Here is a 13,141-nt window from a genome sequence, read left to right as displayed (position 1 = left end):
AGTTTCAGTGCTTCTGCTTTAAATTCAGCAGAATGGAGAATACGTTTTTTCTTGTTTGTCATGGTTCACCTCATTAGTGATTGTACTCACTTAATTAGGTGTCCAAAACTGGTGGTGCGGATCACTCTGGTGATTTGAGCATCGATAATATCAACGGCCCAGTAAAACTTAACTAACTCTTGATGTAAAACGGCCAAGTAATTGGCCGTTTTTTACTGTCTAATTTTGTGTTGTCGGTCGTGTGATCACAACAACTGCTATATTTTGCTAATCGCAAATACCCTCAGCGTCTTATCGCAATGCTTGATGAGCGTAAATGTGTCGTCGCTAGTTTCCCTACCTGCGGTATTTTGCATTAAAAGCATCAACAAGTAATAGTAAGCACTGTTTACTACGCATAAAGCTCCTTTTAGTGCCATACAACACACCATTAAAATTCTTTAAAAAAGAATATTAACGCCTATTTTTACTAATTTTCGTTCTTTTAACGTGAGTATATTATTAATCAAGCATCAATAGTGATACTCGAAATTAAGTGATCATCTATTGTTAGGGCTATAACTTATGTATTCAATTAATCGAATCAACGTGACTCTGCTTGGTCACCTTTAAGGAGCAAAACATGGCTAAAATACTCAACCCAACTGAACATGATATTGGTGGCTTAAACGTAAAGCGCGTACTGCCTAATTTTGATAAAAAAATGGTGGGACCATTTATCTTTTTTGATCACATGGGACCAAACGATTTTCCTGTTGGCCAAGGGATCAATGTTCGCCCTCACCCGCACATAGGCTTATCAACACTCACTTATTTATTTCGCGGCAGCATTTTACATCGCGACTCGCTAGGTAATAATTTAGAAATCCACCCAGGCGATGTGAACTGGATGACGGCAGGTAAAGGCATTGTTCACTCAGAACGAGAAAGCTTTGAAGTGCGCGCTAACCCGCATCATATTGACGGCTTACAATGCTGGATTGCGCTACCAGAAAATATGACTGAGATTGAGCCTTCATTCACCCATATAAAAAAACAGCAACTACCACACATAATTCATGAAGGTATCATGATGCGCTTAATTGTTGGTGAAGCTTACGGATTAAGCTCCCCAGTTAAAACCTACTCCCCCATGTTTTATATTGATGTGGTTGGCAGCGCCAATAGTCAAATTAAGTCGCCTAACCCACAGCAAGAAACCGCGTTATATGTTATTTATGGAAGCGTTACCGTGGGTCAACAGGATTATCAAGCAGGTGATTTTATCCTACTTGATAACCTCGATACTGATATTCACTTTGCCAGTGATGCACGCTTTATTTTGCTCGGTGGCGATAAATTTGAAAAAGTCCCATACTTGCATTGGAACTTTGTTGCTTATAGCAAAGAACGCTTAGAGCAGGCAAAACAAGACTGGCAAACTCAACGTTTCCCAAAAATCCCTGGTGACGATAAAGAATTTATTCCGCTATAGTAAACAGTATTTTAAGGCATAATAAGTTAGCCAGTATTAGCAAAGGACAACTATGTTAGAGATCGCATTAATTTATTTAGCCGCAGCCATTGTTGCGGTGCCTATCGCAAAACGCCTTGGGTTAGGCTCCGTACTCGGCTATTTGCTGGCAGGTATTTTAATTGGCCCGTATTTGCTGGGGTTAGTGGGCGATCAAACGTCTGTTATGCACTTTGCTGAATTTGGTGTAGTAATGATGCTGTTTTTAGTCGGCCTTGAACTACAACCAGCAAGGCTTTGGAAGTTACGCCACTCTATTTTAGGGCTTGGGGGTTTGCAAGTAACCCTAACAGCCGCGGTAATTTTTGCAATTTGTTATTGGTTTATGGCCATGCATTGGCAAACAGCACTAGCAATTGGTTTAATGCTCGCGCTTTCTTCAACAGCAATTGTGCTACAAAGCCTGGAAGAAAAAGGTTGGCTGAAAAATGAAGCCGGCCAAAATGCGTTTTCGGTACTGCTATTTCAAGATATTGCCGTTATTCCTATTTTAGCATTACTACCATTATTGGCGTTTGAGCCAATGTTAAATGCCACCAGCACGCATAATTCGCTAACTGCTGATTGGCCAGTTTGGGGGCAAGTAACCGCCTCAGTAACAGTGATCGCGGCAATTATTTTAGCTGGTAAGTATATTTCTGCGCCGCTATTTAGGTACATTGCTGAAACCAGAATGCGGGAAATATTCACTGTATTTGCGTTATTTTTAGTGGTAGCGATTGCGCTGATTATGCAAAATGTTGGCTTATCTCCAGCGTTAGGGACTTTTTTAGCTGGTGTGGTACTGGCAGAAAGTGAATTTCGTCATGAGTTAGAGGCCGATATAGAACCCTTTAAAGGACTGTTATTAGGATTGTTTTTTGTCGCTGTCGGTGCCTCTATCGACTTTGCATTGTTATTTAATCAATTTACTTTAGTGGTTACATTGGTTGCCGCTTTAATTGTTGTAAAGGCCGCTGTTTTGTATGCCTTAGCACGAACTTTTAAAATTCATCATACCCAGCAACTGTTATTCACTTTAGCCTTAGCACAAGGTGGTGAGTTTGCTTTTGTGCTCCTGACGATGACTAATACATTGCAAATTTTAACCCCAGAACAAAGCAACTTAACCACCTTAGTCGTGGCCATCTCAATGTTAATAGCCCCTTTACTATTAATGCTTTACGACACATTACAAAAACGTAGCAACACAACAACAAAACCTGAGTTTGATAAACCAGAGCAGATAAGCCCAGCCAAACACGTAATCATTGCTGGGTACGGCCGTTTTGGACAAATTATGGGGCGCTTACTGAGCACCCAAGGGTATGATATTAGTGTCCTTGATCACAGTCCTAGCCAAATTGATCTGCTGCGCCGCTTTGGTAATACGGTGCATTATGGTGATGCAGCACGTAAAGAACTACTCGAAGCCGCTGGAGCTGATACCGCACAATTACTGGTTATTGCTATTGATAATGCCGACAAAACTCTCGAAATAGTTAAACTTGTCCGCAAACACTTTCCGCACTTAAAGATTGTGGCGCGCGCTAAAGATCGTCGCCATGCTTACCAATTACTTAATTTGCACGTTGATGCGTTTAACCGAGAAACCGTTGACTCCGCCATCAACCTTGCCGTTGAAACCCTAGAACTATTAGGAAATTCAAAGGAAGACTCGCAGCGCGCAGGACACTTATTTAGAGAGCACGATCGTGCCTCAGTACTGCAATTAGCAAAACTGTGGGGCGATGATCACAGTTATGGTGTAGCGGTACGTCAACGCACTGAAGATCTAAAACAAGTACTCAATCAAGATAAACGTGCCAGAGAATCACTCAATACCTGTGACCAAGGTGACTGCGAGGACAACCATAAAGATGCTTAAAATAACTTTAGAGCAATGGCGTATGTTTAGGGCTGTGGTTGAACATGGCGGTTTTAATCAAGCATCACTAAAAATTTATAAAAGCCAATCAAGTATTCACAATGCTGTTGGTAAAATTGAGACCGCTTTAGGTGTTAAGTTATTTACTATTGAAGGACGTAAAACCGTGATCACCGAAGCTGGTGAGATGATGATGCGCCGCGCTAATTACCTACTCGATGAAGCCGCCAAAATAGAAGCAATTGGGCAGACCCTCAGTGAGGGGATTGAAAGCAAATTACGTATTGCTGTTGATGAAGTTTTTCCGCAAGCACTGCTTTATAAAGTACTCAACAATACCTCGGCAATGTATCCATTATTACGTATTGAATTATACGAATCAGTACTGACTGGCGCGAATGAATTACTAGAGAACACCAGTGCCGATATTGCAATATCGGGATTCACTGGCAAAGCCGGGTTTAGTGAAGAGTTGTGCAATATCGAGTTTACTGCTGTTGCGCACCCAGATCATGCGTTACATAGCATCACCCGACCTATCACCCTTGAAGATTTAAAATCGCACCGACAAATTGTGGTACGCGATTCAGCCTTACACAATAAACAAGACGGTGGCTGGTTAGGTGCCGACCAGCGCTGGACAGTAAGCCATATGCGGACTTCCATTGATATGATCAGCAACGGCTTAGGCTTTGCTTGGCTACCTAGCACAGCGATTACCAATCAGTTAGCACAAAATCGGCTCAAGCCCCTTAATCTTAGCCACAATAGTAAGCGCAGTGCCATGCTACATTTACTATTTAAAGACGGTGATCGCCTTGGCCCGGCAGCGCGCACATTCATTGGCGAGTTACGATATCAAGTAATGCAGGCTGATCTTGATTGCTAATCAAGGGCTTTCATTCTATTAATTAGAACAAATAATCCTTTTAAAAGCGATTTTAATCTTCCTTATAAAACTTATACTGCTGCTATTCAAATTAGCGTTTAATCAGGAGTTAAGTTATGCACTACATACGCAAAGCCAGCGAGCGCGGCCAAGTTGATCTTGGTTGGTTACAAAGTCAGCATAGTTTTTCATTTGGCCATTACCATGATCTAAAACACATGGGGGTGTCAGTACTTAGAGTGATCAACGAAGATAAAGTACTTGCAGGCCAAGGCTTTGGCACTCACGGACACCGAGATATGGAAATAATTTCCTATGTCATTTCAGGCGCATTAAAACACCAAGACAGCACTGGTAATGAATACATTGTTCCTGCTGGTGACGTGCAACGGATGAGTGCCGGTAGTGGCATTATGCACAGCGAATATAATGCTTCAAATTCAGCAACAGCGCACTTTTTACAAATTTGGATACAACCCAAATTGCGTGGTATAGCCCCTAGCTATGAGCAAAAAAGTATTCCGCAAACAACTCAGCTTACACCACTTGTTACACCAAATGGCGAACACGGCAGCGTGAGCATCAACCAAGATGCTAGTATCTATCGTTTAAAACTTGATGCGGGTCAATCGCATACATTGCAAACAGCGGATAGAAAAGGTTATTTGCATATTATCTGCGGGCATATAGACGCAAACAAGCAAAATTTTAGTAACGGCGATGCCTTTGCACTAAATCGCAATGAACGGGTAATATTAACAGCCACCAGCAGCTTAGAAGCGCTGTGGTTTGATCTACCAGCATAAAGTAAATAATCAGTAAGTAGAAAAACCAATGACAGTAACAACCCTCTCTATCATCGCATTTGTCGTATTGCTCACCGGCGTGTCAAAATCAGGCTTTGCAGGAGCGCTTGGAGTGTTTAGTGTCCCTTTACTAATGCTAGTGATGCCCCCCGTTGCCGCAATCGGTTTGATGCTACCGGTACTTATTGTTGCCGATGTCTTTAGTTTAAAAAGTTACTGGCAACAATGGGATATACAGCAACTTAAACGCTTACTACCGGGTTTATTGGTAGGCGTAGTTATTGCACATGCGTTAATTGGCTGGTTAGATGCGGCGTTTATAAAAACAGCGATTGCTATTTTATGTATAGTGTTTGCTATTCGCAGTTTAGCCTTTAGCAAGTTTACTTTGAATGCCTTAAATAGCCGTTTAGGTGCCTTCTCTATGGGCGGTTTAGCCGGTATTGTAAGTACCTTAGTACATGCTGGCGGCCCACCTTTAATAATGTATTTCAGTACCATTAAGTTACCACCGAAACGATTTGTCGCAACTGTGGCGATTATTTTTGCGATGATGAATGCCGTCAAGCTTATTGGCTTTATTAGTCTGGGTTTAATCGAAATAAAGTGGGCATTAATTGCACTTGCCAGCTTGCCGATTGCTTTTTGTGGTAATCGTTTAGGGATCTGGTTGCAGGGCAAACTCAATACTTCACAGTTTCTGAAAATAATGAATGTACTACTCTTGTTGCTGGGTATTTGGTTGTTAGTGATGTGATCTGGCTAGTTAAACATTTCGTAGTTAGGTAAACTGATTCAACAAACGCTATTTAAGGCTCTATTTTGTTAAATAACCAACCACTTCGTAAACCCTTCTCTGTACTGGTTGTTATTTATAAAAAAAATAAAGACTGTTTACTGATCCAACGTACCGATGATGCTAACTTTTGGCAATCAGTCACCGGCGGGATTGATGAAGGCGAAACGCCTATTGTGACAGCTTACCGTGAGCTATTAGAAGAAACAGGGATAGATGCCCGCGCACTGGGTTTAACAATACGTGATCACCAAAAAACCAATCAATATACCATTAGAGAGTCATGGCGACACCGCTATCAAGCCAATGCGTTAATTAATACTGAGTATGTTTTTAGTATTTGCGTACCCGATGATATCGCCATTACTTTAGATCCGAATGAGCACACTGATTTTATTTGGCTAACGCAACAACAAGCGGCTGACAAAGCCTGGTCGCCAAGTAATCGCGATGAAATCTTGGCGTTATAGTTTATTTAATTGTTATCAATTAGGTTAACTGCTTACTTGTAGCACTTATTGAAACAACAAGCCCATATTGATTGCTTGTGGCAACCACATCATTGCGTCTGAGGTTAACTCATCGCTAGAAACCTCTAGCTGTAATGCTGTTTGCTTAATCGCCATATTAAAGCTACTTCCTTGTATACAAAAACCGAGTAGCAAATACTGCCAATGAGCTAAAGACCAGACTCTAAATCTATAATGTATACGTGTTAAAGCAAGGTAACATGGTTGCTGAATAGGTAAAATCAACTCATCAGGCATTACTTCTAATTTTGCTATGCAGGCTTCAATTTGTGAAATGAGCTCTAAAATAGGGTAATCTAATGTTATTACCCGCAAACAAGGCGCCGCTTGAATATCAGTATTATTTACTAAACACGTGAGCATTTGCTGTTCGATAGAAAGCTCGGTTGCCGTTACATTTTTTTCAAGACCTTGGGCTACTAACACCTCAGACTTGGTGCGTTCAAATAAGGCTATTTGAGCAGGTAAATCGACCATAGTTTGTTGAGCAACATCGATTATACCTTGTGGTTTAGTTTGTGCTAAAAATTCGGCGAATTGCTCACCTAAATAATATAGACTCCAACTTTTAGAAGGCACCGTCACAATAAATGCTTTAGCAAATGTGGAAAATAACGAATCTCCCATATACTGCGCCAACAATGAAAACTCACAACGTAAACAATCCACAAGCCTTAGCACATAACCTGCAGCGTAAATATCTACTCGCTGCTGGGCTGAAATTTTATCTGTACTTTTAATTAGCGTATCAAGCATAACGCCATCATGCGCATATGCCTGTAAGAGTTTATCATCCAAATCACCACGAACAATTAATACTGTTTGCAACCAATGCTGCACTTGCCTCAATGAATGTTCACTCATAATTTCTCTTTAGCTAAAACCAGCGGTGTAGAAATACAACCTTGTTGGTGGTTATTTTGTACTGGAGCATGAGGAATTTGACCCGCTAATACAGTTTTAGCTTTGTTTAACTCAGCGACTAATTCAGGAAACGCAGGAATATTTGCATCCCATTCCAGTAAAGTCGAGACAGGCCCACATAAAGATTGCGCGAGTTGATACAATTCCCATACAGGTTCAGGAACTGGTTTATCATGGGTATCTATCAAACAATGCCCGCTGAGTGTTGGCCCCGCCAAATGCATTTGCACAATACTTTTAAGCGGTAAGTTTTTTATATATGTCCTTGGGCAAAAACCGTGATTATACGCCGACACATAAACATTATTAACGTCTAGCAGCATAGCACACTGTGTTTGTTCGACCAGCTGCGTAAAAAACTCCGGCTCCGTGAGCGACGAGTTTTGAAACTCTAAATAAGTAGAGGGGTTCTCCAGCACTAATGGCCGCTGTAAAAAGTCTTGTACCTGATTAACCCGGTTAATAACATGCTTTAAGCTTTCCTCAGTAAGCGGCATAGGTAGTAAATCGTGGCTATTTACTCCTGCAAAGCCTGTCCAACATAGATGATCTGATATCCACGCTGGTTTTACAAAATCCGCCAATGCTTTTAACTTTTCTAAATAGTCAAAATCAAGCGCAGAGCTACTGCCTATATTCATAGACACACCATGCATAACAATAGGGAAATCAGCCATCAATTGTTCTAATACATGACGGCCATAGCCATAATTATCGATGTAATTTTCACTAATGATCTCAAACCAATCAACCCCTGTTACTGGTTTTTGCATTAAGTACGGATAATGCTCACTGCGCAACCCCAAACCAAAGCCTAGCGGGTTTATTTGCTCAATAGCAGAAGCAGCAAAAGGCTGCTTCTGTATGTATGATGTCATGTATTCAATCCAATTAAGTTGAAGGCGGAAGCGCTAAGCGAATATCATCTGCAGGTGGCGGCGTAGTTTGCACTCCTTTTGCATTACAATAGGCCTGCCACGCGATACTGTAAACCGCATCACCTTCTTTAAATGGCATTTGCTCTAGAACTTTACCTGTTTCTGGGTCGGTATATGGTTTAGCCGTAGATGCATAGTCTGGTCCATCACCAAATTCAAATAATTGCATCTGGGGTTTTGCTGATGGCTCTTTTGGGAATAGCTGCGAGGCAGAAATCGGCACAGCACAACCACCTAAATTATTACATTTGTTATTTGCAGGAGCGCTAAATGGACCATCAGCAGGGGCGCTACCACCACAGCTTCCTCCCGGTGTTGTGCTATGCACAAACCCACACCCACCTTGCGCTTTGCAATTGTTCGAACCTTTACAGCTGTGGAACACTGTTGCGGGAGGTAAATTATTTGAATTTTCTTTTGTATAATCCATACCTTGGCACGCATGGTATAAAACATCCTTAGACATATCCGCAATACCCGCAACCAGATCTGGAGCCTGCCCTGTTGTAGCCCAACAAATAGATACTCGATCGCCCGAACCCCCCATTGCAGGACCTGGAAACTCAGTCGTTTTACCACCCCAATAGCGATCCAATGCTGTGGTAAGTCCTTTTAAAGTGCCAACCGCTGATTCACTAAAAATTTGATGTGTTTGTGCACGACGTTCAGGGCTAGAAAACAAATTATTCAATGCTTTTTCTACATCAACTACAGCAGGTAAATCTGGGTGCTTCTGCTTAGCCTTATCGCCACCTTGCGGGTTAAGCATTGCTACTGTAAATTTACCGCACAAGTTATGCCACGTTTGCCAGGTCATATACACTTGGGCCGCGTTGTTATCACTGTAAGATTGACCCTCTTGGTATTCATATTGAATAATCAAATCAAGTACATCAGCAAAGGTAATAAAATGATCTTTTTTAGTATTTGTAATACGTGCGCATGCAATACCAGATACAGGAAGTGGCTTTTGCCCAGCGCTATCCGCTGGGTAATCTTCTTTTAGGTTATCAGCATTAGGTTGAAACTTAGCAGCGACCTGATGATCATCTGCCTCAATCGGTGTGCTTTTCAATGCTACCGTTTGTTGCTGCAAATACGTTATTACCCAACTCTCTGCCGCCCAGCGGCTGCAGATTTCAGAAACAACACCTTTACCTTCACCTTGATCCGTTATTGCATTGATATTATTAACAATCTCAATTTTTAACTTATCTAGATCATTACTTTCATTGATTGAACCATTAATCCCCGGGTATTGCGGTTTATATTCGGCTGAGTCACGAGTATTAAAGTAATCACGTTGCACGGAATCAGGTTTAGCTGGATTCACCAAAATATCAATTAAGCTACTACCATCCTCATACACAATTTCAAGATAGTCCCAATAACAGCAATACATATGCCCGATAGAACCAAACATAGGTAAATCAACTTCTGTATCTGTTGCTTTAAACCAATCAAAAGGAGCTGTTTCAAAGTATTTAGGTCGAACGCCATCTAAATCTTTATTGATTATTAATTTTTTTGCACTTTCCTCGGTTTCTTCAATCAATAAAAACAGTAAAGCCTGCTCTTTTGTCAATGCCGCTGCATTGACTCGCATATCTTGTAGTGTTTGACCCTGAAAGTGAGTTGTAAAGTATTCTTTCACTTTAGGGCTAAGTTTTGATAAATCACGGCTGCAGTCTTTAAAATCTAAGATATGCGGGATTTGCGTTGTATCGTCATAACAATGCCAACCAAACTTTTCTGTTTGCAGTGCATTACTGGTAAATGAAGGAGTTAGATTTAGTTTACTGGCGATATTAGAAGCCAACTGTAAATGCAGCATTTCTTCTATAAACACACTATAAACAGCATTAAACGCCTGTTCATTTACGCTCAGTGGCTTGCTGGGTTTTGGCGTTGGAGTAATATCTAATTTTGCTATTCGTTCATTAGGAATAAAGCCTGCTGTTGCCCCTAACCCAGGCCATAAACGCTCGGGATACAAGCCTTCATCCCCACCTATTGCATGCATGCCTTGTATTGAATACAGACCTGTCATATATAACGGGATGGTAAATAACTCAACGTTAATCGCAGCTTGTGCGATGGCTTTTATACACGCAATATCAGCGTCTTTGTAACTTACGGGACGCTCTTTAATTTTTTTGTATTGTTTGATGCTGACTTTAAGATCAAGATCGAGGTTAATCCTTACCGCCTTTTGTGCACTCTGCATTTTCAATTGCTCCATGATGACAGTTATATGCGACCAAGAAACTTGTCGCGTAAGTCAAATGAGTGTAGAAGGTTTCATCAGCGATGCAGTATTACAATACATTACAAAAGTAGATATTTGGCACAGAAGTAAAACTAATACTTTATTCAAAAACAGTAAAAAGCGCGTTGATAAGCACATTAAAGTGGCGTCCGTTCACCCAACAAGCATTATGCTGTTTCGGCTCAGTAATATCGTTTACCCGCTAGTAGCAATCATTTTACTGCGAATATTTACCTCTATCGGCATCATTGTAGATTTGCAAGTAAGATTTAATACTGAATATCCTTGTTATACCCAGCCCCAAAAGCTAGGTATAACAAGTGGATAAATAGCCGGCGCTATAACCGCTGTTTGTTACTATAAATACTTTAACCAAGGTTTATTTGCTTTGCGCTTATAGTGACTAAATGCCTTAGTTGGCCAATATAACGTAACGGCTAACACAACCGTAATTAACCAAATCCATGTAATATCATTTACGGCAAAATATGCACCATGATTAGCACCAAAAATAGCTCTGCAAATTGTGTATAAAATCAATAAAACGTAAAGATGAAAAATATAAAAGAACATCGGCACCGAGCCATACACTCTTAAAGCATTACTAAAGCGATTTAACGGACGCTCAAAAAACCATAAGCCAAAAAACATCAGCGCTAAAGTGATTAATAAAAAGCTCAGTGAAGGTGGATATTTGGTAACGTTAAATATCGACATAGCCGTTTGCACTGCTGTTGAAAACTGCTGCCAAGGTAGCGTTTCGCCATAGATATTTAAGCCGCGTAAAATAGCAAATAACGCTATACACGCTAAGCCCAAACCAATCAGCCACTGTTTACGATCTTCACTGTCTCGATTATGTGCGTACAGTGGGCCTGCGCAGTAACCAAGTAATATAACCCCAATCCAAGGTAATACTGGGTAACTGATTTTGACATTAACTAAACCACCTTCAGAGATAAAGCCGCGATCGTGCAGAATAGTCCATAAGGTATAACCCCACTCATCTGGACTGAAGGTAATTGGTGTGAGTAAGTTATGGCCAAAAACGATCAATAAACCCAATGCTAACAATAGTCGTTGCGGTAAGTTAATTAGTAATGCCAGAGCCAGCATACACAGGCCAATAGCCCATATCACTTGTAGAAAAATAGTCGGGATAAACCAAATCCACAAAAAGCAAATAACCGTAACTTCAAGGGCAATTAAAAACAACCCCCGCTTAACTAAAAAACTACGTGCAGAGCGTACTTTACCTGAGCTTGGGTGGCTATAAAGCCACGCCGAAAGCCCTGTTAAAAAGATAAAGGTTGGCGCGCAAAAGTGCGCTGCAAAACGGCTCCAAAACAGCCCTGGAGAGGTAACGTCAACATCCATTGGGTCTAATACCGGCATTTGCGAGAAAAAACGCTCTCGCACATGATCAAGTAACATTAATAAGATAACCACGCCACGCATGATATCGATACTATGAATACGGTTTTTAACTTGTTCAGAAGTCATATGTTATACCCAATTTAAACTGTGTTGGTGCACCAGGGTAGGCCCATAATGCATTGTAGCTACTGGCTATGTAGCTTTCATCAAATACATTATCAACATTAAGTGAAACATTTGTCCGTTCAGTCGCCTGCCATTGAGCAAATAAACCCACCAGCTGATAACTTGGTAAGTTAAAAGATAAGTTTACTGGGTCGCCTAGTCGCTCTGAAATATATTGATAATGACCACCAAATTTAATGTCTTGCTCAAGTACACGGGTATTGTGATTTAAAGAAAGCGAAAAATTATTTTTTGGTACGTTAACTAACGGGCTACCTTTAGGTATAGGCTCTAACCACTCAACATTAATCATGTCTTTGGCTGTTTCAGCCTTTACGTAAGCATACGAAAGTGTGTACTGAGTGTTTTCACCTAAACTACCAATCAGATCAACCTCAATACCTTTACTGGTTACTTTACCAATAGGTTTTGAATAACCCTTATCGTCAGCCACCAACATGTTGCCTTTGCTAGCATCAAATAAAGCGATGATACCGCTAACGTTGTCAAAGCCGAACTTCACACCCACTTCAAAGGAATCACTTTCTTCAAAACCAAACGATTTACCCTGAGCGTCAGTACCACTTAAAGGTATAAACCCTTCGGAATAGCTGGTATAAAGGTTAATCGCATCATTTAGCTCATATACCATGCCTAGCCGTGGGCTAAGTCGATTCATCGTGCTATCTGAAGCAACACCTGACTTAGTCTCGAAAATATTCTGCTCAATTTCATCAAACCGCAATCCCAGCATTAATTTAAAACGCTCGGTAAGGTCTAACTGATCTTGTACATAAATACCGTATGCCTTTTGCTTTTCATTGTTTTCATACAGTTGCGCAACATCGGGGCCTTGCCCTTCACTGTAGTTTGGCTGATAAATATTTAATGTGTACGTATCTTTACCACCACGATAACGATAAAGCCCAGTGCGAAGCTCATAGTCATACCCATCAACACCAATCAAAACATGGTTAGTGATATCAGCAAGATCAAAATGACCACTTAATTCTGCGCGTACTGACAAATCATCAGAGTAATAATCTCTATAACGGTGTTGACGCGTA

At 40.9% G+C, this 13,141-nt stretch carries 11 protein-coding genes; 6 read left to right on the top strand and 5 right to left on the bottom strand.

All coding sequences use genetic code 11. From position 1 onward, the window contains the following. Window positions 1-622 precede the first annotated feature (622 nt). The 6 genes from H5232_RS20105 to nudB all read left to right on the top strand — a co-directional run bounded on the left by H5232_RS20105 (window position 623) and on the right by nudB (window position 6,341). Window positions 623-1,474, top strand: a complete 852-nt coding sequence (locus H5232_RS20105) for a pirin family protein (protein ID WP_145240193.1) — start codon at window positions 623-625, stop codon at window positions 1,472-1,474. A 52-nt stretch (window positions 1,475-1,526) separates the two neighbouring features. Next, entirely contained in the window at window positions 1,527-3,380 is a 1,854-nt protein-coding gene (locus tag H5232_RS20100; protein WP_145240191.1) for a monovalent cation:proton antiporter-2 (CPA2) family protein, read from the top strand. Then, a complete protein-coding gene (locus H5232_RS20095) occupies window positions 3,373-4,269 on the top strand; it encodes a LysR family transcriptional regulator (RefSeq protein ID WP_149982269.1) in 897 nt (298 codons plus the stop codon). Before H5232_RS20100 ends, H5232_RS20095 begins: the two co-directional genes overlap by 8 nt. A 116-nt stretch (window positions 4,270-4,385) precedes the next feature. Further along, window positions 4,386-5,075, top strand: coding sequence for a pirin family protein (locus H5232_RS20090; protein WP_182717534.1), 690 nt, complete (start codon window positions 4,386-4,388; stop codon window positions 5,073-5,075). A 28-nt stretch (window positions 5,076-5,103) separates the two neighbouring features. Beyond that, on the top strand, window positions 5,104-5,832 hold the full coding sequence (locus H5232_RS20085) for a sulfite exporter TauE/SafE family protein (protein ID WP_182717535.1): 729 nt from the start codon (window positions 5,104-5,106) through the stop codon (window positions 5,830-5,832). 65 nt (window positions 5,833-5,897) lie between these two features. Continuing rightward, window positions 5,898-6,341 carry a dihydroneopterin triphosphate diphosphatase gene (gene nudB, locus H5232_RS20080; RefSeq protein ID WP_182717536.1) on the top strand — a complete coding sequence of 148 codons (444 nt, stop codon included), beginning with the start codon at window positions 5,898-5,900 and terminating at the stop codon, window positions 6,339-6,341. A gap of 45 nt (window positions 6,342-6,386) precedes the next feature. Here the strand turns inward: nudB and H5232_RS20075 are convergent, their stop codons facing one another. The 5 genes from H5232_RS20075 to H5232_RS20055 all read right to left on the bottom strand — a co-directional run. Further along, entirely contained in the window at window positions 6,387-7,265 is an 879-nt protein-coding gene (locus H5232_RS20075) for a DNA-binding domain-containing protein (protein WP_182717537.1), read from the bottom strand. Beyond that, a complete protein-coding gene (locus H5232_RS20070; RefSeq protein WP_149982274.1) occupies window positions 7,262-8,203 on the bottom strand; it encodes a DUF692 domain-containing protein in 942 nt (313 codons plus the stop codon). The genes H5232_RS20075 and H5232_RS20070 overlap by 4 nt, the downstream gene beginning before the upstream one ends. A 13-nt stretch (window positions 8,204-8,216) precedes the next feature. Next, entirely contained in the window at window positions 8,217-10,490 is a 2,274-nt protein-coding gene (locus H5232_RS20065) for a ferritin-like protein (protein WP_259398452.1), read from the bottom strand. Between the two features lie 399 nt (window positions 10,491-10,889). After that, window positions 10,890-12,035, bottom strand: a complete 1,146-nt coding sequence (locus H5232_RS20060; RefSeq protein ID WP_182739472.1) for a DUF1624 domain-containing protein — start codon at window positions 12,033-12,035, stop codon at window positions 10,890-10,892. Continuing rightward, window positions 12,025-13,141 (bottom strand): TonB-dependent siderophore receptor (locus tag H5232_RS20055; protein WP_182831394.1); only part of this gene is annotated, 1,117 nt, incomplete at its 5' end. The genes H5232_RS20060 and H5232_RS20055, both read right to left, overlap by 11 nt.

This window comes from Pseudoalteromonas sp. SG41-5, assembly GCF_014164495.1.
GTDB classification, from domain to species: domain Bacteria; phylum Pseudomonadota; class Gammaproteobacteria; order Enterobacterales; family Alteromonadaceae; genus Pseudoalteromonas; species Pseudoalteromonas rhizosphaerae.
The sequence above is the reverse complement of the archived record's forward strand: the minus strand, read 5'-3'. Positions and strand labels throughout refer to the sequence as shown.